Genomic DNA, 17369 nt, shown 5'->3' on the forward strand with positions numbered 1-17369 from the left:
GTCGCCCACGGCACGCGCGAACCAGCGATACTCCTGCCGGGCCGCGAGCCGGTAGACGAAGCTCGCGATGGCGAGCACGACCAGCCCGTTGAGCATGGCGTGCACGATGTGCCGGCTGGCGATCGCCACCGACGACAGGCGCGGGCGGGGTTCGCCGGTCAGGGGTAGGTAGGTCAGGATGTCCAGTTCGGGTTCCTGATACAACATCAGCTCCGGTTCGCCGTCGATCAGGTCCCGCCAACGGCGGGTGCTGCGGAGCCTGTCGGCGAGCACCTCGCCCAGGCCGTCGGGGGTCAACGGCAGGGCACGCAGAGTCAGCCACAGGGCCGCCGCGGTCGCTCCGGGAGGGACCTGGTCGAGGCCGGCGTCGCCCGGGCGCCCTTCCTCCCCCGGGTGCGCTTCCTCGCCCGGGCCGTCGGCACCGCGGACCAGCAGCGCGCCGCACGCGTGCGGGTGCAGGCCCCGACGGTGCGGATCCACGGCCACCGAGTCGCAGTCGGCGATGGCGCGGAGGTGCCGGGCGGTGGGGGTGTCGCGCAGTTCGTCCGCGTCGGCCAGCAGGGTGAAGAACCCGCCGTGGGTGGCGTCCACGTGCACCCGCGCGTCGTGGTCGCGGCACAGCGCCAGGATGTCGGCGATCGGATCGACCGCGCCGAGCGTGTCGGTGCCGGCGCCGACCACGACCGTACCAATGCGTTCCTTGGCCAAAAGCGTCGCGAGGGCGTCGAGGTCGATCCGGCCGGCGGCGTCGGTGCGGACGCAGTGCGCCGGCACGCGCAGCACGTCGCATCTGCGTTCGTGCGCGGGATAGCCGTCGGCGCTGTGGGCGATACCACGTTCGGGGTGGGCCTCGCGGGCCACCCGGAGGGCCTCCAGGTTGGCGACGGAACCGCCCGAGGTGAGGTGCCCGTACGCCGCGGGCAGCCCGAACATCGCCGCCAACTCGGCGACGACCTCGTCCGCCAGCGCGGCCGTACCCGGATCGCCGTCGCACACCCGCCCCTCGGGCTCGATCAGCGTGGCGGCGAGCCGGCCGACGAGGGCGGCCCGGTGCGGCGGCTCGACCGGGTACCCGGCATGGGCCTGGTGCAGGGACGGCCGCCCCCCGCGCAGCCGCGCGGCCAGGTCCGCCAGGTGCGGTTCGAAGCGGTCCCCGTCGCCGGCCCGCGCGTCGGCCCACGCGGACCAGGTGTCGAATGCCTCGGTCAGCCGGCGACGGGTGTCCATGGTGTCCCTCCGGATGCGACGGTTGACGGATGGCCCGGCGGCTCGACACCCTCGGCCCGGGCCCGGTGTCCGCGCACCGAGGACGCCTCGTGCGGGATCGGGTCGTGCGGGGCGCAGGCGGCCTTGCCGTCGGGACAAAACGAATCTTCAGACTTCCCGACCGACTCTCGATCATGCACACCTCCGACCCGGATGGCCGCCGCTCCGGTCCCCGGGGCACCCGAGACCCCGTTTCACCCCGAGCCGGGACGAGCCCGGACCCGTACCCCGGTCCCGAAACCGCGCTGGGGCAGGACTCCGGTCCGGGGTCGAGATCCTCAGTGGGGTGGTCTGCTGCGGTCGCCGGAACCGATGGAATGGAGGGCGACTCCATTCCCGCGAGAACGGCTCGTCCCGGACTCGCGGCCGACCCGGCCGACCGGCTCCACGTCCGTCGACCACCGACAATCAGCTAAGGAGACCCGAGAATGGGGTCCGACCACCTTCCGGCGGCCTCGGCAGTTCCCGGCAAGGTCATCACCCTGAGCCCAGGGGCGGGGACATACGCGCGGCTGCGGCGCAGGATCGCGGACCATTCCGCGTACCGCAACGACCTGCTGCTCGTGATCGCCTCCGCCGTCATGGATTCACTCGCCTTCATCACGACCACCGAGTTCGACTCCGCCGGCGTGGCCACGAGGGTGATCGGGTTCGGGCTGGCGACCGCGGGTGGCGCGGTCCTGCTCGCGCGTCGCCGGTATCCGATGCAGGTGATGACCGCCGTGGTGCTGGTCCAGGCGGTCTTCGTCCTGTGCACCGACGCGGCCACGCGCAGCTTCGGCTGTGCGCTGATGGTCGCGCTGTACACGGTGTCCCGGTATCGCCGACCTCTCGACATCGGCTTCGCCGGGTGCCTGGCGGTGGCGGTTCAGCTGCTGCGGGCGCTCCCCAACACCGGCGAGCCGATCGCGCAGGCTTGCGCCTCCGGATTCGGCGGTGCCGCCCTGGTGATCACGGTCGGCGTCGGCACCGCCAAGTGGCAGCAGCAACTGGCCATCAATCGGCAGTTGCGCGCGGACCGGGCGGTGACCGAGGAGCGCCGGCGGATCGCCCGCGAGTTGCACGACATCGTGGCGCACCACATCACCACGATGTACCTGATGTCGGGAGGCGCCCGGGCAACGCTGGAACGCGATCCCGAAACGGCCCGGGAGGCACTGTTCACGCTGGAGGCGTCCGGGCGCACCGCGCTGGGTGAGATGCGCCAGTTGCTCGGCGTGCTGCGCAGCACCGACGGCCCCGAGGAAGCACCCTCGGAACCGCAACCGGGAATGCCCGAGATCCACCGGCTGATCACCGAGTCGCGCGCGGCCGGCCTGCCGATCGAGTACGAGGAGATCGGCGAGCGGCGGTCGCTGTCGGCGGCGACCGGACTGACCCTGTACCGGATCGTGCAGGAGGCACTGACCAACACGCGCAAGCACTCGGGGGCCGCGCGGGCGTCCGTACGGGTGCGGCATCTGCCCGATCGGGTCGTGCTGGAGGTGCTCGACGACGGCGCGGGCGGCTCGGCCGCGCCGAGCGGCATCACGGGCAGCGGCTACGGCCTGATGGGCATGCGCGAGCGGGTGACCCTGCACGGCGGCACCCTGGAGGCCGGGCACCGCCCCGAAGGCGGTTTCCGGGTCGTCGCCGAAGTGCCCGTGCCGCCGAGCGGACCCGCCTGGACCGGCTGACCGGCACACTCGGCCCGGACCCGGCCGCCGGGTCCTTCCGCCGCCGCGCGGGTGGGGCGACGCGCTCACGGGCCCTCCCCCGTCTTCGCGTCGACCCGCGTGCAGCGCGCCGTCCGCCGTCGCCGCGCACACCCTCCGGTCGACCACCACCGGCGTGGTCTTGAGCGCGCCGGTAGTGATCCGGGTGCGCCGGACGATGCCGGCGTCCGGCGCATAGGGATTGCGGTCCTCGCTGCCGGCGTGGACGAGGCCGTCGGACACCGCCGGGGGCGCGCGGACCGGGCCGCCCGGAGTCGTGCTCCACGCTCGACGCCGGTTCGGGCGTCGAGGGCAATGATCGCGCCCTCGACGGAACCGACGTACACCATCCGAATGTTCGGGGCCAGGCCGGTCACGGTCCTGGTCCCGGACGCATACTCCCAGGACATCTCCCGGTGGACGAGTCGAAGGCGCGCGGCACCTCGGGCACGTCCGGATCGACCCCCGCGTGACAGGCGGTGTGGTCGGCGAACGCCACGTGTGCCCACGGGATTCCGGTCGTGTCGGCGCCCTACTCCGGCGCGCCGGTCAGGTGGCGGGGCTCGAGGTCGCGATGCACACCGGCGGCCCGATGCGCCGCTTGCAGCGCGACGGCGGCCCGCGCCACCCGGTCGGCGGCGATCGGGACCGGCGGCGGCCCGTCCTCGCGCAACACGGGCCGGGTCCCGACCTTCGACAAGCTCCATCCCTCGGGCCGCCTCCCACGGCGATACGTCCGCGACGAACGCGCGCAGGTCACCGATGCGAGTGCCGCCGGTGTGCGCCGCCCGCCGGTACCCTCCTGGGATCTCGGCGAGTGCGCGAACGCGCCGGGTGACCTGCTCGCCGGCAACCGACCCAGGGAGAACGCACAGTGGACGCTGACGTCATCGTCGTCGGGGCCGGGCTCGCCGGCCTGGTGGCCACCCACGAACTCACCGCGCGGGGCCGCAAAGTCGCGCTGGTCGACCAGGAGGGCCCGGCGAACCTGGGCGGGCAGGCGTTCTGGTCGTTCGGCGGACTCTTCCTGGTCGACTCGCCGGAGCAGCGCCGGCTGGGCGTGAAGGATTCCTTCGAACTGGCTTGGAGCGACTGGCGCGGCAGTGCCGGGTTCGACCGGCTCGACGACGAGGACTCCTGGGCGGTGCGATGGGCCCGCGCCTACGTCGAGTTCGCCGCCGGCGAGAAGCGCTCATGGCTGGCCGGCCACGGCATGCGCTTCCTGCCCACGGTCGGCTGGGCCGAACGCGGCAATCTGCGCGCCGACGGACACGGCAACTCGGTACCCCGCTTTCACGTCGCGTGGGGTACCGGCCCGGGCGTGCTGGAGCCGTTCGTGCGATCGGCCCGCCAAGCCGCCGCCGACGGGCTGCTCACCTTCCATCACCGGCACCGGGTGGACGAGTTGGTCGTCGAGGACGGCGCCGCCCGCGGGATCCGCGGCCGGGTCCTGGCCCCCGATTCCGCCCGCCGGGGCGCGCCGAGCAACCGGGACGAGGTCCGCGACTTCGAACTCACCGCGCAGGCGCTCGTCCTGACAACCGGCGGGATCGGCGCCGACCACGACCTGATCCGCCGATACTGGCCCGCCCGGCTGGGCAGCGCGCCCGCGAGCATGGTCACCGGCGTACCCGCGTACGTGGACGGGCGCATGCTCGACATCGGCGCCGCGGCCGGTATCCGGGTGGTCAACCGCGACCGGATGTGGCACTACACCGAGGGTCTGCGCAACTGGGACCCGATCTGGCCCGGCCACGGCATCCGGATCCTGCCCGGCCCGTCCTCGATGTGGTTCGACGCGCTCGGGCGCCGGCTGCCCGAGCCGTGCCTGCCCGGTTACGACACCCTGGCCACGCTCGGGCACCTGCGCACCACCGAGGACCTCGCGGGCCACGACCACTCCTGGTTCATCCTCACCCAGCGAATCATCGAGAAGGAATTCGCGCTCTCGGGGTCCGAACAAAACCCCGACATCACCGCCAAGGACCGGATCGGCTTCCTGCGCACCCGCCTGATCGGCAAGGGCGCACCGGCCCCCGTGGAGGCTTTCAAACGGCACGGTGCGGACTTCGTCGTCGCCGACACCCTCGACGAACTCGTCGCCGGCATGAACCGCTCGACCCCCGAACCGCTCCTGGACCCGACGCTGATCCGACGCCAGATCGAGGCCCGCGACCTGCAGATCGCCAACCCGTACGGCAAGGACGCGCAGGTCCAGGGCATCCACAACGCCCGCCGCTATCTGGGCGATCGACTCGGTCGCGCCGCCGCCCCGCACCGCATCCTGGACCCGGCGGCCGGCCCGCTGATCGGCGTCAAGCTGCACATCCTCACCCGCAAGACGCTCGGCGGCATCCAGACCGACCTCGACGCGCGCGCTCTCGGCCTCGACGGACGGCCCATCGAGGGCCTGTACGCGGCCGGCGAGGTGGCCGGCTTCGGTGGCGGCGGCGTGCACGGCTACAACGCCCTCGAAGGCACCTTCCTGGGCGGCTGCCTGTTCGGCGGCCGACTCGCCGGCCGCGCCGCGGCCCACGCGACCGACTAGGGACCGTCCGGCGAGTCTTGCTGCGCGCCGATCCGTTCGTGGCCTTGCGGCCTTGCGTCGCGTTCGGCGAACCCGAGTTCCGCGTGCCCCGGATGCGAAGGTCGGACCGCGGATCGGGCGATGCCGAGATCCAGGGCGGCCCGGAGCCGGTCGTGCAGCGCGCCGGGCGTCGGTGTCACGGGGGCGGACACTTCGGCAACCAGTAGCCAGTAGTGGTCGATTCGCGGATCCGCAGCCGGCTGACCACCGAGCCGCCGACGGAACGTCGAACTACTCAACGCCATCGAACATATACTCGTGGTACACGTCGCAGGTCACTGGGTATGCCCTCATTGACGTCAGTGTGCGCTTCGTGCCGGTCGCGGGGCGCGCCCGAGGTGTGGGTGGGCCCACCGGAACGGGGTCTCCCACCTCGGCCATCGTGTGTACGTTCCACCCGGCGTGAAATGGGGGGCGTCCATGGCTACATGGGACGACCTGATCGCACATCTGCAAGCTGTTCCCGAGGGCGTGTACGAGGGCTGGAACGCCCAGGATGGGTACGACAATCACACCAAGTGGGGTCGGGAGTTCGGCGAGGACGGCGTCGCATGGTGCGTCATCTTCGACTGGTGCATGTACAACGACGTCGGCCTCGCTCGCATCGTGCCCAAGGTGGACAACGTGTCCGCGTTCGCCGACTGGGCGCGGGCGCGCGGCCAGTGGTCGGAGTATCCGAGTTGGGGCGCGTGGGTCGACTTCGGCAACGGGGCGCACACCGAGATCGTGCTGCGCTTCGACGACGTGCACGTGTACACGAAGGGCGGCAACACCATCCCGACCGGCGGCGACGCGGGCCAGGGCAACGGCGTGTACTCGCACACGTTCCGCCGCACCGACCCGAGGGTGACCGGCTACCTCGCACCCCGCTTTCCCGACGGATGCCCGCCCACCGCGGATCCGCACGATCCGCGCGGCGGCGCACCGGGCACCGGCAGGCCCACGGTCTCGCTCGCGAACGTGATCGACTCGGCCCGGCACGACCCGCCCGCGCCACAGGGTGCCGCGGTGCACCGTACCGACGTCCTGCTGGTCGAACAGGCCCTTCAGGCCGAGGGATTGCTCGCCTCCGGCCTGGTCGACGGGTCCTACGGCACCGCGACGATTCGGGCGTACGCGGCCTACCAGCGCCGCCTGGGCTTCTCCGGCACCGACGCCAACGGCATCCCGGGCCGGACCTCCCTGACCCGCCTCGGCAACCAACACGGCTTCCGCGTGAGCTGACCGCCGACCAGCGCACCCGACTGGACGCGGCCCGCTGAGCCCTGCCACTGGATCCCGCCGAATCCCGGCGGGGTCGCAACCCACGGCGTCGGCGTACGGCACGTGCGGGTCCGGCACGTGCCGTCGATCCCGAAGTGGACTCCGACCAGCGGAGTTCGCCGAACCGACGCGGGCCGACCGGCTCCGGGACCGCTCCGTCGGCGGAAGCGGTTCCGGCCGGCTCGGGCCCGTGGTCGCGGTCCTTATCGCGATCGGGTCCGTGGTGTGCTGGTCGGAGTGTACGAAGACGGCGTCGGGATTTCAGTCTGCCGGACGGATCCGCCCCGGCATCGACTGCCTAATGTGTGGTCCCATGACGCAATCAGCCGCTCTGCCGTCCGGGACCCACGACCTCGTACTGCGGGGTGGTCGCGTGCTCGATCCCGAAACCGGGTTCGACGCGGTGGCCGACGTGGGTGTGACCGCCGGAGCCATCAGCGCCGTCTCCCGGGAGCCACTGATCGGTCTGCGCACGCTGGACGCGCGAGGACTGGTGGTCGCGCCGGGCTTCATCGACATGCACAGCCATTCGCACGACGTGGCCGGCCACCGCCTCCAGGCGATGGACGGGGTCACCACCGCGCTCGATCTCGAAGCCGGCCTGTCGCCGGTCGACGAGGGCTACCGGCAGGCGGGCGCCGAGGGACGACCGCTCAACTACGGCTTCTCCGCATCCTGGTGCCAGGCCCGGATGACGGCCGTCGGCGGGCTTGCGCACGGCGGTGGCATGGGCGTGGCGCTCGCCCGACTCGGCACGCCCGAGTGGCAGCGCGAGGCCGACGACCGCCAGGTGGACGAACTGCTCGAACTGCTGCGCAAGGACCTCGCCGCGGGCGCGCTCGGCATCGGGATCGTGGTCGGCTACGCGCCTCGGGTCAAGCCCGAGGAATACCTCGCCGTCTCGCGGTTGGCCGCCGACGCCGGCCGCCCGACGTACACGCACGCGCGGAACCTGGTCGAGCAGGACGAGAACACCCTCGTCGACGGCGCCGAGGAGATCGCCCGCGCGGCGGCGGAGACCGGCGTGCACGCGCACTTCTGCCACGTCCAGTCCACATCGCTCCGGCACAGCGACCGGGTGCTGCAACTGATGGAGAACGTGCGCGCCGAAGGCGGCCGGGTCTCCACCGAGGTCTACCCCTACGGCGCCGGGATGACGGCCATCGGCGCGGCCTTCCTCGCCCCCGAGAACCTCGGCTGGGCCGGCATCACGCCCTCCGACATCGTCTACGCCCCCACCGGCGAACGCCCGGCCGACGCCGCGCGACTGCGCGAACTGCGTGCGAAGGACCCGGGCGGCCTGGCCGTCGTGCACTTCCTGGACGAGACCGACCCGCACGATCGTGCGTTCGTGGACCGGGCGCTGCTGCACCCGGGCAGCGTGGTCGGGTCCGACGCGATGCCGTTGACCTGGATGAACGGGCCGGCCGACCCGATGGCGTGGCCGCTGCCGCCGAGCGCGATGACCCACCCGCGCACCTCGGGCACCTTCTCGAAGGTGTTGCGGCGCTACGTGCGCGAGCAGGGCGCGCTCACCCTCATGGACGCGATCGCGCGCAGCAGCTTCGGGCCCGCGCGGATCCTCCAGGACAGCGTGCCCGCGATGCGTCGCAAGGGCCGGGTGCAGGCGGGGTGCGACGCCGACCTGATCGTCTTCGACCCCGACACGGTCACCGACCAGGCCACCTACGAACACAGCACGCGCCCGTCCACCGGCTACGCCCACGTGCTGGTCCGCGGCGTACCCGTCGTCCAGGACGGCATCCTCTGCCTCGACGCCTTCCCGGGCACCGCGGTTCGCGTCTGACGCCACCGGCCGCGGTGCGCACGGGCAGCCCCGATGGGGCACCGCACGTGCGCTCCGCGGTCGGCTCCGACGGTGCGCCGCGCGGAGCCTCCGCGCGCTACCCGCCCGACGGCGGCGCTGTGTCCAGGGGCAGGGTGAGGTGGACGCGGAAGCCGCCTTCCGGGCGTTCGCCGGCGGACAGCGTGCCGCCGAGGATCTTGGCTCGCTCCCGCATACCGATCAGGCCGTGACCGGTCCCCGGTCCGGCCGCCGGATCAGTGCCCGGACGTGGCCACGCCCGCATCGCTCCCGGCGCGAGCCGCGCGGCCTATCGCCGAACACTGGGCCTCCGGCTCCGCCGCCCGGTGGGCGGTACCCGTTCGTCCATGCCTTACCGGCGACGGTCGACGGAAGTCGTGGTGGATCCCGGCCGATCCCTACCGAGCCCGTCGTTCCCCCGAGTCGCGTCCACGTTCTACCGCACGCATCGCGCTTCCGTCTCCCGTCGACCATCCCGCGCCGCCGCCCGGCGTCTTTCGACGTCGGCCCACCGAGGACAACACTATGAATCCGGCGCCGGTTTCCCTCATCGGATGAGAACCGGGTCGAACTCCCGCGCTACACGTCGCGCCGACTCCACCCACCGCGGTATGCGCCCCGGCCCCGAGCCGCGCTCGGCGGGGCGATGCGGCCCCACCCGCCGGCAGGTCGCCGCGCGGGTTCGTGGGGCGGCTCGTCGCGGCGGCGAATCAGGAAGCGGGCGCGGTTCGTTGCAGCCAGCCGTGCGGGTGGCTGGTCACGCCGTACAGTTCCAGGTCGCGCCGGGTGGTGAAGGCGCCGCCCTGTTCGGTGGCCAGCCAGTCGGCGAGGGCGGGCAGCACGCCGCCCGGCATGCCGGGCGGGCACAGGTCGGGGTCGTCGACGATGCCGTCCTCGACGACGAAGAACCCGCCCTCCGGGACCAGATGCGCGAAGTTGCGCAGCGCGGCGCTGGTCGTGGCGTATTCGTGCAGGGTGTCCTCGACCACCAGGCAGCGCGCCCCCGGCGGGACCAGGTCCGTGACGCGCTCGGCGAGCCCGGGGTCGGTGACGTCGCCGGCCACGAGGGTGATGTCCCGTTCGAAGCTCGGGTCGGCGGCCCGGAGCAGACCGGCGGCGCGATCCTGATCGAGGTCCGCCGAGATCACCCGGATCGCCTCCGGGACGCGCCCGTAGCCGGCCTGGGTGCGCAGCCGGTCGCGGAACCACAGGGCCGAACCGCCCAGATGGGTGCCCAGTTCCACCACCACCTGCGCGCGTGAGGACCACAGCACGTGCTCGAACACCCGCAGGTCCTCGGGAAATTTCTTGATCCGCAGCCCGGCGTACCAATCGCGGACGTGTTGCCGGCCACGCGCTCGCCGGTATTCCAGGAGCGTCTCGTTGTGGTCGGCGGTGACGGTCGGCGGCAGCTGCGCGTCCTCGGCGTGATCGGTGATGGTGATCCTCTCCTGTCCCGGTGTCTCGACGGGTCGGGCCACGGGCCGGCCGCGGACGGCTGGTCCGCTTTCCATTGAAGAGGCAGATTTCCGATTCGGGCAGCCTTTTACTGATCGTTTCACCACGATGGGGACAGTCGACGCCTCGCCGTACGGAATCAGTCCGGCAGGATCGAGCGATACCAGTCGATCTTGCCCCGCAGATGCCCCTGCTGGGTGCGCAGCAGTGCGATCTGTTGCTCGACGGCGGTGTCGTGCCTCTCCAGCAGGGCGATGCGCTCGGCCAGCGACTCCTTGTCCCCGGTGCGCGCCAGTTCGGCGTAGCGCCGCATGTCCGCGATCGGCATGCCGGTGTCCCGCAGGCAGCGCAGGATGCCGAGCCACTGGAGGTCGTCCTCGGAGAAACGGCGGTGGCCGCTGGGCGCCCGGTCCACGCCGGCCAACAGGCCGATGCGTTCGTAGTAGCGCAGGGTGTCCAGGCTGAAGCCGGATCGTTCCGCCGTCTCGGCCGGGGTCAGGTAGCGCGTCGCGGTGGTCATGACCGCATTGTGCCCGCAGTCCACCCCGCAACGCGCCCCCTTGCCGGAGCGCGTGGGGTCGGCGGGCGTGTTCGGCGCGCCGGTCCGGCCCGTCGTCCGTCCGGTTGACCCTGACACCGTGTCAGGCGCTGTGCCGGGCCGGGAGTTCGCCTCGACACCGGCCCGGCTGACTCCCCGTCAGGAAGCGTCGGCGACGCGCACGGCCCACGCCGCCGGCGTGCATGCCCGACGCCGGCGGCGTGCTTGTCGCGGTCCGGTCCGGGTGCAGGCCCAAGGCCGGCGCACCCGGACCGCCGACAGGATCCGGGTCAGGGGGACTTGCTGTAGCCCAGGGCCTCGACGATGCGTCCGTCGCGGATCTGCATCAGGTTGACGCCCGCCACCCAGGCGGAGTCGGCGTGTGCGTCCCCGAACACCTCGTTGACCTCGCCGGCGCCGAAGGACACATGCCACTTGATGACCGCGCGGTCCCCGAAGACGTACACGTCCTGCGGCCGGAAGTTGGTGTTGGTGTCCGCCGCCAGGTCCTGCCAGAACCCGAGGCATGCGTCCAGACCCTCGTACCGCCTGCCCTCGGGCGCCGGTTGCACGCTCACCATCACGCAGTCGTCGGCGACCAGGCCGACCAGCAGTGCAGGGTCGTGCGTGGTGAACGCGTCGTTGAACCGGGCGATGACCTCGGCGGTCGTGAGGGTGCTGGTGGTGGTGTCCGACATGATGGTGGCTCCTGTTGTACTCGGTGTGTGCCCGGTGGAGCCCTGTCGCGCGCTCGTGAACTCTTGGCAGGGTCCGGTGTCCGTCCGGGCCGACCGTCTCGCGGCGGCTCGTGGGAACAATCCTGCGACCGTCGCGCGGTCCGAACAATTCCCTTTGGGGAATGACCGGGACCACCGGTGACGGCGGGAATCGCATCCGCCGGATGCCCCCACACCGCCGGCGAGGTCGGCGCGCCGAGTGCGGCGCCGAAGGGCAGTACGCCGGCGGTGGAGACGGTGTTGACCAGGGATGCCGCCGAACAGCGCACCCGGCGCGATGGCCGGGTTGAACATCGAGGTGTTCGGCGCGGTGGGGGCGTCGGGGGCGGCCTTGAGGATCCAGGTCTGGACACCGACCGGCACGCCGCCGAAGGCGTCGCCGTCTCGAACGGGCACGGCGGCCCGCTCCCGCCTGAGCGCCGGCTACCGCCGGCTTTCGCGCGACGGGTCCGAGGCCGGGCACAGGATCAGCGGCAGGTACACGTCGTCCACGATGTCGAGGATGACGGCGTCCTCGACGGGCGCGCCGAACAGCAGGAACTCGTTGCGCAGCAGGTCGGTTGCCACCGTGGCGCGGCGCGAGGTCGGCATCGTGTGCTCGACCTCGCCGCGCTCGACCGCCCGCTCCAGGATGACCCGAACCGACGACGGGCCGACGGTGTGGAAGCGCTCGCGAATCAGTCGGGCGAGTTCGGGATCGCGACCCGTCTCGGCGAGCAGACCGCGCAGGATGTCGCCGAGCGGACCGGCCAGCTTGGCGGAGATCGATCGCAGCAGCGCGATCATGTCGGTGCGCAACGCCCCGGTGTCCGGCGGGTCGACGTCCGAGACACCGGGCAACTTGCACGCGTCGACGGCCAGTTCGGCCCTGCTGGACCAGCGGCGGTACAGGGTCGCCTTGCCGGTGCGGGCGCGCGCGGCCACCCGCTCCATGGTCAACCCCGGGTAGCCCACCTCGACGAGCTCGGCCAGGGTCGCCGTCAGGATGGCGGACTCCAGTGCCTCGCCGCGCCGACGCGGCCCCTTGCGGTGGTCGACTTCCGCGTCGACCACGATCCGACCGACGTTGGGTAACAACGTAACTCCCTTGAGTCATGGAGAGGTCGTTGCGTTCTCTGCATGGGCAGCTTAGCCTCCCAGGAGAGAACCATTCGTTCTCTACGTGACCGGCCACGCACAACCGAGCCCGATCATGCCCAATCCGCGCGATGGCTGCGAGGGGATCGATGAACGAGACCGCTGCGACCTTCCGGACCGGACAAACCCCCGCCTTCCCGAGCGACCGAACCTGCCCCTACCGACTCCCCGAGGAGTACAACAGGCTGCGCGACGCGCCGAGTTCGTTGCACAAGGTAACCCTGTACGACGGCCGTCCAGCCTGGGTGGTGACCAAGCACGAGGCGGCCCGCAGACTGCTGGCCGACCCGCGGCTGTCCTCGGACCGTACCCACGCCGACTTCCCCTCGACCTCGCCCCGCTTACGGGCGCTGCGCGACCGTCGCCCCGGATTCATCAGCCTGGACCCACCCGAACACGGCCCCCGACGCCGGATGACCATCGCCGAGTTCACCGTCCGCCGGATCAAGGCGATGCGCCCGGACGTAGAGCGCATCGTGCACGACGCGATCGACGACCTGCTGGCCGCGGGTCCGCCCGCCGACCTGGTCGAGCTGTTCGCCCTGCCGGTGCCCTCGATGGTGATCTGTCGACTGCTCGGCGTCCCCTACGCGGACCACGACTTCTTCCAGGACGCGAGTCGACAACTGCTCCAGGCCACCGACGGAAGCGACGCCCGCGCCGCCCGCGACCGGCTCGAACGCTACCTGGACGGGCTGATCACCGTGCTCCGGGCGAAACCGGCGCCGGGCCTGCTGTCCACGCTGGTCACCGAACAACTCGCGACCGGCGCGATCGAGCGGGAGGAACTGGTCTCGACCGCGATCCTGCTGCTCGTCGCCGGCCACGAGACCACCGCGTCGATGACCTCGTTCAGCGTGATCACCCTCCTCGAACACCCCGACCAACACGCCGCGCTGCGCGCCGACCCCACCCTCGTGCCGGGCGCCGTCGAGGAACTGCTGCGCTACCTGGCCATCGCCGACGTCGCGGGCGGCCGGTTCGCGACGGCCGACATCGAAATCGACGGGCAGCTCATCCGGGCCGGCGACGGGGTGATCGTCACCAACTCCATCGCCAACCGCGACGCTTCGGTGTTCGAGGACCCGGACACCTTCGACGTGCACCGCTCGGCCCGCCATCACATCGCCTTCGGCTACGGCGTACACCAGTGCCTCGGGCAGAATCTGGCCCGCCTGGAACTCGAAGTGATCCTCACCGCCCTGTTCGAGCGCATTCCGACCCTGCGTCCGGCCGTCCCGGTCGAGCAACTGACGCTGCGCCCGGGCACCACGATCCAGGGCGTCAACGAACTCCCGGTCACCTGGTGAGCGCCGCGAAGGCGGCCGGCCCGCCTGTCAGCGCCGACCGCACCGTGTGCGTCGGCGCCGGCCTGTGTGCGCTGACCGCGCCCGAGGTCTTCGATCAGGACGACGACGGGCTGGTCACCGTCCTGGTCCCCGAACCCGCCGCCGCGCTGCACCGCGCCGCCCGCCAGGCCGGTCGGCTGTGCCCCTCCGGCGCCATCCGCACCATCGAATAGCCGTCCCCGGGACCGGGCCCGCGCGGCCCGGTCCCGCCGCTGCGCAGCAACCCGCGATACGGGTCGCCCCGGCATCGTCAAAGAATTGTTGCCGCTTCGAGGAGGGACACGTGACCCGGTTCCGAACCCGGGCGCCCGCGGCCGTTGGGCCGTTCCCGGCCCCGGCCCGCCCTCGGGCGGGTGGGCGGCGCCGTCACGCATGCGCGTACCCGGGCGGGACGGCGGCGCCGGGCCGGCACGGGCCGTGGGAGGGCGTGGTGGGAGTGACACAAAGGCAGTCGATCGGATGGTGTGCCGGCATACGCCGTTGCGGCCGACGGCGGGGACTCGTTGTTCCGTCATGACCACATCCGCGTCGCTCGACGAGGCATTGGGCACACTCGCCACAGCGATCGAGGACATCCTCGACCTCCTCGCCCCCACCCCCTCGGCCGCGCCCGCTCCCCAGCGGGCGCCCACTCGCCCCAGGTCCGACCCCGACGCCCCCGAGCAGGCCGTACCGGTGCTGCACCTGGACCCCGGAATCGACCCCGATGCCCTCGTCCAGGCCCTCCGACACGCCCTGCACCGATAGCCTGCGGGTGCCGACATCACGCCTGCGCGGCATGCAACATGCCGCACGCGCAGGGCTCTTGGCGGCATCGGTGGACGAACCCTCGATCTCGGCCGTCGCCGGGGAACCGTGGATGCCGACGCCGTCTCGCGGATTCCCGTGCCCGGGAGCCGAGTTCGCGTGTGCCGGCGAGGTCCGCGCGGCGGCGCCGCTCGTCGGAGCGCGTACCGATCGGTCGGCGGTCGCGGATCCCCTCGACGAGTGACCGCGAACAGCCGGCGAGTCAGCCGAGAAGCGCCGACGACGAAGTCGCCTGCCTCGCAGGCTCGGGTTCGGGGCGCGCGGCCACGAGCAGGAAGGCCACGCCGAAGGCCACGTAGCAGGACGAACGCAGCAGTTCGAAGCCGGTCAGGTGCCATTCCTGACCGGGCAGGTGCGGTACGGACCAGACCAGGAAGCTCGGGAAAACGATCAGGCCCGCGGACAACAGCGTCTCGGCCCGCACGTGCGGGCCCCGCAGCCTCGCCCACAGCAGGATCGCGATCGGCACACACCACACCCAGTGGTGGCTCCAGGAGATGGGACTGGCGAGCAGCCCGGCCACCGCGGCCGCGGGCAGCCCCCACGCGTCCCCGCGCCGACGGTGCGCGATCACGGCGCACATCATGCCGAGCACGCCCACCGCGACGATGGTCGCCGTCCCGCCGATGCCGGGATCGAACAGCCGGGTCACCCGGGTGACCAGCCCGCGCACCGACTGATTGGCGGCGTTCTCCACCCGCCCGACCCGCTCGGGGGTGAACACCAGGTCGGTCCAGAATCGCCGAGTGGCCCCGGGCAGGATCGCGGCCGAGAAGACCACCGTCCCGACCGCGGTGGCGATGGCGGTGAGCGCCTCGCGGCGACGTCCGGTGAGCAGCAGGTAGACGATGAAGACCGCCGGGGTGACCTTGATCCCGGCCACCAGCCCCAGACCCACCCCGCGCAGGGGCGCGCCGGGCGGGCGACCGAAGTCCCACAGCACCACGGCCAGCACCGCGAGGTTGACCTGCCCGTAGCGCATCGTGGTGAACACCGGCTCGAACCAGAGGGCGAAGGTGGTCGCGGCCGGAACCACCCACGGACCCAGGCGGATCCCGTCCGGGTCCGCCAGGCGCATCGATAGCCAAACCACGATCGCCACGAGCAGCAGGTTCACGGCCACGCCCGATCCGAGCAGCAGACCCTCGGGCAGGTAGGTCAGCGGGACGAACAACAGCGCGGCGAACGGCGGATAGGTCGCCCTGAGGCCGTGCGGCGTGTCGAGCGGGCCGTACAGGTCGATCCCGTCGCGTACGGCCAGCCCCTCGGCGCGGTAGACCACCAGGTCGACCATCGAGGGGTGGCTCAGGTGTCGCACGAGCAGGTAGACGCCGATCGACACGGCGCAGGCGAGCGTCCAGAGCCACATCCGGCGCGCGGCCGGCGATCCGTCCGGGGCGTCGCCGAGAGCGCCCCGTCGCCGCACGCGGGATCGGCCGCCGAAGCCGGTGGGGCGTCTCATACGACGACGCTAACCCGCGCGCCCGTCCGTTCCCGGCGCTTGTGATAGGGCCATCAAGGTGGTGTCGGGCGCACGGCCCGCGCCGCCGGCCGGGCCGGCGGGGTGAGACACGCACCCGGCCGGCCCGGGCGATACCCAACGGGCAGACCGACTCGACCCACGCACACGCCTACGGCGACCGCCGACCCGACGGGCAACGCCCGGACCTGACCGCGGCGATGCGTGGCGCCGGGCTCGGCGGCGGTGGCGCCTTCGCCACCGCCCCCGACCTGCTCCGCTTCGCCCTCGCCCTGCACGAGGGCACGCTCCTTGGCGACGCGTACACCGAGCTGATGCTCGGTGGGAAGGTCCCGTTCGGCATGGGCATGGCCGCCTACGGCACGCTCACCTCGATCGCCCGCGGCCGGCGCAGGATCGGGCACGGCAGCGCCGACCCGGGCATCACCGCGAACCTCTACACGTATCCCGACGTGGCCTGGGTGGCCCTGTTCGTCGCCAACCAGTCCCTCACCGACCTGCGCTCGCTCATCGAACCGCCCGACCGGCCGATCACCGCCAGCGGCCGCTGACCACGCGGTCGATCGCCCGGCCGCTCCGCGGCCCCGAACGACTCTGACACGCCGCCAAGCGGCAAACGGGTGAGGGTCGGCGTCGTCGGGCCGGTCGTGTTGTTCCCTGGTGGGGCACCCCCGTGCACGACGTGCGGAGCACGCGCACGCCTTCCGCTCATCCGTCCAGGAGGCCCCCGTGACCATCGCCCCCGGCAAGCTCTCCGAACCGGCGGTAGGCGCGTTCGTCGCCGCCGTCAACGCGCGCGACAAGGACGCCTTCGCCGCGCTCCTCACCCCGGACGCGACGATGTCCGACGACGGCTCGGACCGCGATCTGCAGGACTGGGCGGATCGGGAGATCTTCTCCTCCAACGGCCACATGGAAGTGGTGACCGAGTCCGACGGCGGGCGCACCCTGGTCGTGAGCTACCGCAACGACACGTGGGGCGAGATGCGCACCGCCTGGCGGTTCACCGTCACCCCCGACGGCCGCATCAGCCGCTTCGAAACGGGCCAGGCCTAGACCTCCGCCCCCGAAGCCGATCAACCGTCCAGGACCGGACCACGGCGTAGGCGGCGCCTGGGCCTCGATCGACGCGACCGGTCGCGCGCGGTCGACGCCCGGGCGTCGGCGCATCCGCATCCGCAGCACACCACGCGGCGTCGTCGCCGGATCCGGCGTCGGATCCGGTGAC

Annotated in this window: 16 protein-coding genes and 3 pseudogenes; 9 read left to right on the forward strand and 10 right to left on the reverse strand. The window is 72.2% G+C overall.

The window, feature by feature from the left end; translation table 11 throughout:
* Nucleotides 1–1227: aminotransferase class V-fold PLP-dependent enzyme (locus tag ABZS54_RS36190; protein ID WP_355546000.1), on the reverse strand; the 1227-nt coding region annotated here is incomplete at its 3' end.
* Between the two features lie 467 nt (nt 1228–1694).
* Between ABZS54_RS36190 and ABZS54_RS36195 the strand changes: the two genes are divergently transcribed.
* Nucleotides 1695–2942, forward strand: a complete 1248-nt coding sequence (locus ABZS54_RS36195; protein WP_355546002.1) for a sensor histidine kinase — start codon at nt 1695–1697, stop codon at nt 2940–2942.
* Between the two features lie 234 nt (nt 2943–3176).
* Here the strand turns inward: ABZS54_RS36195 and ABZS54_RS36200 are convergent.
* A pseudogene (locus ABZS54_RS36200) lies at nt 3177–3419 on the reverse strand (hypothetical protein); the annotation flags it as partial.
* A 73-nt stretch (nt 3420–3492) separates the two neighbouring features.
* A complete protein-coding gene (locus tag ABZS54_RS36205; protein ID WP_355546004.1) occupies nt 3493–3660 on the reverse strand; it encodes a hypothetical protein in 168 nt (55 codons plus the stop codon).
* A gap of 174 nt (nt 3661–3834) precedes the next feature.
* Between ABZS54_RS36205 and ABZS54_RS36210 the strand changes: the two genes are divergently transcribed.
* Nucleotides 3835–5508 carry an FAD-binding dehydrogenase gene (locus ABZS54_RS36210; protein ID WP_355546006.1) on the forward strand — a complete coding sequence of 558 codons (1674 nt, stop codon included), beginning with the start codon at nt 3835–3837 and terminating at the stop codon, nt 5506–5508.
* Here ABZS54_RS36210 and ABZS54_RS36215 read toward each other — a convergent pair.
* A pseudogene (locus tag ABZS54_RS36215) lies at nt 5505–5771 on the reverse strand (hypothetical protein); the annotation flags it as partial. The gene ABZS54_RS36210 and the pseudogene ABZS54_RS36215 sit on opposite strands and share 4 nt — an antisense overlap.
* A gap of 196 nt (nt 5772–5967) precedes the next feature.
* Here ABZS54_RS36215 and ABZS54_RS36220 point away from each other — a divergent pair.
* On the forward strand, nt 5968–6771 hold the full coding sequence (locus ABZS54_RS36220; protein ID WP_355546008.1) for a peptidoglycan-binding domain-containing protein: 804 nt from the start codon (nt 5968–5970) through the stop codon (nt 6769–6771).
* Between the two features lie 352 nt (nt 6772–7123).
* Nucleotides 7124–8617, forward strand: a complete 1494-nt coding sequence (locus tag ABZS54_RS36225) for an amidohydrolase family protein (RefSeq protein WP_355546010.1) — start codon at nt 7124–7126, stop codon at nt 8615–8617.
* A gap of 97 nt (nt 8618–8714) precedes the next feature.
* Here the strand turns inward: ABZS54_RS36225 and ABZS54_RS36230 are convergent.
* The 5 genes and pseudogenes from ABZS54_RS36230 to ABZS54_RS36250 all read right to left on the reverse strand — a co-directional run.
* A pseudogene (locus ABZS54_RS36230) lies at nt 8715–8861 on the reverse strand (sensor histidine kinase); the annotation flags it as partial.
* Between the two features lie 484 nt (nt 8862–9345).
* On the reverse strand, nt 9346–10116 hold the full coding sequence (locus tag ABZS54_RS36235) for a CmcI family methyltransferase (protein ID WP_355546012.1): 771 nt from the start codon (nt 10114–10116) through the stop codon (nt 9346–9348).
* Nucleotides 10117–10232: 116 nt separating this feature from the next.
* The gene (locus tag ABZS54_RS36240; protein ID WP_355546014.1) at nt 10233–10613 is read right to left on the reverse strand and encodes a MerR family transcriptional regulator; all 381 of its coding nucleotides are present in this window, start codon (nt 10611–10613) and stop codon (nt 10233–10235) included.
* Nucleotides 10614–10921: 308 nt separating this feature from the next.
* Complete coding sequence (locus ABZS54_RS36245) at nt 10922–11329, reverse strand: nuclear transport factor 2 family protein (RefSeq protein ID WP_355546016.1); 408 nt, start codon at nt 11327–11329, stop codon at nt 10922–10924.
* Between the two features lie 462 nt (nt 11330–11791).
* Nucleotides 11792–12445 (reverse strand): TetR/AcrR family transcriptional regulator, encoded by a 654-nt coding sequence (locus tag ABZS54_RS36250; protein WP_355546018.1) that lies wholly within the window; start codon nt 12443–12445, stop codon nt 11792–11794.
* 149 nt (nt 12446–12594) lie between these two features.
* Between ABZS54_RS36250 and ABZS54_RS36255 the strand changes: the two genes are divergently transcribed.
* The 3 genes from ABZS54_RS36255 (at nt 12595) to ABZS54_RS36265 (ending at nt 14601) form a co-directional block, all read left to right on the forward strand.
* Nucleotides 12595–13815 carry a cytochrome P450 gene (locus tag ABZS54_RS36255; protein WP_355546020.1) on the forward strand — a complete coding sequence of 407 codons (1221 nt, stop codon included), beginning with the start codon at nt 12595–12597 and terminating at the stop codon, nt 13813–13815.
* Entirely contained in the window at nt 13812–14027 is a 216-nt protein-coding gene (locus tag ABZS54_RS36260; RefSeq protein ID WP_355546022.1) for a ferredoxin, read from the forward strand. The genes ABZS54_RS36255 and ABZS54_RS36260 overlap by 4 nt, the downstream gene beginning before the upstream one ends.
* Before the next feature lie 340 nt (nt 14028–14367).
* The gene (locus ABZS54_RS36265) at nt 14368–14601 is read left to right on the forward strand and encodes a hypothetical protein (RefSeq protein ID WP_355546024.1); all 234 of its coding nucleotides are present in this window, start codon (nt 14368–14370) and stop codon (nt 14599–14601) included.
* A gap of 262 nt (nt 14602–14863) precedes the next feature.
* Here the strand turns inward: ABZS54_RS36265 and ABZS54_RS36270 are convergent, their stop codons facing one another.
* The gene (locus tag ABZS54_RS36270) at nt 14864–16123 is read right to left on the reverse strand and encodes a glycosyltransferase 87 family protein (protein ID WP_355546026.1); all 1260 of its coding nucleotides are present in this window, start codon (nt 16121–16123) and stop codon (nt 14864–14866) included.
* 218 nt (nt 16124–16341) lie between these two features.
* Between ABZS54_RS36270 and ABZS54_RS36275 the strand changes: the two genes are divergently transcribed.
* Together ABZS54_RS36275 and ABZS54_RS36280 are read left to right on the forward strand one after the other, a co-directional pair.
* On the forward strand, nt 16342–16692 hold the full coding sequence (locus ABZS54_RS36275; protein ID WP_355546028.1) for a hypothetical protein: 351 nt from the start codon (nt 16342–16344) through the stop codon (nt 16690–16692).
* A gap of 178 nt (nt 16693–16870) precedes the next feature.
* Entirely contained in the window at nt 16871–17197 is a 327-nt protein-coding gene (locus tag ABZS54_RS36280; protein ID WP_355546030.1) for a nuclear transport factor 2 family protein, read from the forward strand.
* Nucleotides 17198–17369 lie beyond the last annotated feature (172 nt).

Source organism: Embleya sp. NPDC005575 (genome assembly GCF_040605455.1).
Lineage (GTDB): Bacteria > Actinomycetota > Actinomycetes > Streptomycetales > Streptomycetaceae > Embleya.

What these genes read in the sequence shown, in the direction of transcription:
- ABZS54_RS36225 (WP_355546010.1), top strand. Translation starts at nt 7,124, where the DNA reads ATGACGCAATCAGCCGCTCTGCCGTCCGGGACCCACGACCTCGTACTG.
- ABZS54_RS36275 (WP_355546028.1), top strand. Translation starts at nt 16,342, where the DNA reads ATGCGTGGCGCCGGGCTCGGCGGCGGTGGCGCCTTCGCCACCGCCCCC.
- ABZS54_RS36265 (WP_355546024.1), top strand. Translation starts at nt 14,368, where the DNA reads ATGACCACATCCGCGTCGCTCGACGAGGCATTGGGCACACTCGCCACA.
- ABZS54_RS36195 (WP_355546002.1), top strand. Translation starts at nt 1,695, where the DNA reads ATGGGGTCCGACCACCTTCCGGCGGCCTCGGCAGTTCCCGGCAAGGTC.
- ABZS54_RS36220 (WP_355546008.1), top strand. Translation starts at nt 5,968, where the DNA reads ATGGCTACATGGGACGACCTGATCGCACATCTGCAAGCTGTTCCCGAG.
- ABZS54_RS36255 (WP_355546020.1), top strand. Translation starts at nt 12,595, where the DNA reads ATGAACGAGACCGCTGCGACCTTCCGGACCGGACAAACCCCCGCCTTC.
- ABZS54_RS36270 (WP_355546026.1), bottom strand. Translation starts at nt 16,123, where the DNA reads ATGAGACGCCCCACCGGCTTCGGCGGCCGATCCCGCGTGCGGCGACGG.
- ABZS54_RS36245 (WP_355546016.1), bottom strand. Translation starts at nt 11,329, where the DNA reads ATGTCGGACACCACCACCAGCACCCTCACGACCGCCGAGGTCATCGCC.
- ABZS54_RS36240 (WP_355546014.1), bottom strand. Translation starts at nt 10,613, where the DNA reads ATGACCACCGCGACGCGCTACCTGACCCCGGCCGAGACGGCGGAACGA.